Origin of the sequence: Rhizomonospora bruguierae (assembly GCF_018397995.1) — a bacterium.
Taxonomy (GTDB): domain Bacteria; phylum Actinomycetota; class Actinomycetes; order Mycobacteriales; family Micromonosporaceae; genus Rhizomonospora; species Rhizomonospora bruguierae.
The window spans coordinates 1-1,235 of record NZ_BBQH01000134.1 but is presented as its reverse complement, the minus strand read 5'-3'; the positions used below and the strand labels follow the sequence as shown (position 1 = coordinate 1,235).

1 protein-coding gene is annotated in these 1,235 nt (G+C 68.3%); it reads right to left on the bottom strand.

Annotated elements, in window-relative coordinates:
* Nucleotides 1-160 precede the first annotated feature (160 nt).
* Nucleotides 161-712: an AAA family ATPase gene (locus tag KJS59_RS30450; protein WP_213457426.1), complete on the bottom strand. Its 552-nt coding sequence runs from the start codon at nt 710-712 to the stop codon at nt 161-163.
* Between the last annotated feature and the right edge of the window lie 523 nt (nt 713-1,235).

The window sequence follows — 1,235 nt, the reverse complement described above, 5'->3', positions numbered from 1 at the left end:
TGGGGCCCTCGCCAACGCGGACAGTAGCGGTGCGGAGTCGTCGGAGTATGCGCCCTGGCGGGGGCACCCTGTCCCTGCGGGCGGAGTGTCGACGGCCAGCTGGGTCTTCCCCGTGGACGGGTCAGTTCCGAAGCTACGGAAGGTATCCACGGGTTGCTGATCATCCGGCGTTCACGAAGGCAACGATTTCGTCGAGGTCAGGGCGATAACCGTCGCTGGTGTCCACCTCGATCTCGGGCACGTCGAGCCGAACCGGCTGGAAGCCGTGGTGGCCGAGGGCATGGGTCTGATGATCGCCGAGGTACGCGTCGGCGTGGGCACGCCGGATCGCGTTCTCGTCCTGCCGTCGCCCGATGCGGTCGAAGGCCGTCTGCGCGGCGACCTGGCAGTGCACCACCCGAATATCGGCGATCCCAATCAGTGGCTGGAGGCCGGGACGCCAGACGTGGTCTTGGAAGGCTGCCTCGGCGACCGTGGTGACGCCGGCGGTCAGGAGCAGCCGCAGCACCGTGAAGAACGTGGGCAGGGTCCGAAGGGTCAGCTCGTCGCTCGGTGCGGCGATGAAGTCGCCGGCCGCGTGGACCATGCCTTCCTTGATCTCGTCCCGGCAGATCGCCGGGCAGCCGATCCGCCGGGCGAGCAGGTGCGCGAGTGTCGTCTTGCCAGCCCCCGATGGTCCGCTGATGACGACAAGGAGCGGCGTCGTTTTCATCACGTCGTTTATAGCTCGCCCGATTGCACGGCATCGGCAGGATCAGCTCTGCGTAGTCATCTACGGCCAGGTGCCTCCCCGCCAAGTGGCCGTCGGCGGGAAAATCTCGACTGGCCACCAACAGCGGGTCGGGCGACGGGTTCTTGATCGACTAGATGGGCGGCGGGAAGAGGTAAAGGGCGGCCTTTTGCCGGCCAGGCTCTGATTGTGTGCCCCGGCCTGGGGCGCTCGGCGACAGGTCCTCCTGGGCCGGGTGAGGACCGCGAGGCTGCTTTCCCGCTTTACAGCCGAGTGCGGGCGCATGAGGACGGTGACAGCGCGGGACGGCCGATGGCCGGGCGGTCCGTTCGAGGCGCACTTGACAACCGCAACCGCGGGATCGGCAGGTGGCGGGAACGCTCGCTCGGAGGCGTGGAGCGGTGTCACCACCCGCCTGCGTGACCGTAGGTCGAGGCGACCCGCGGGCCGCTCGACCTTCTCCCCGGAGAGGAACGCCTCGTGGGCCAGGCGTGACGTACGCGGG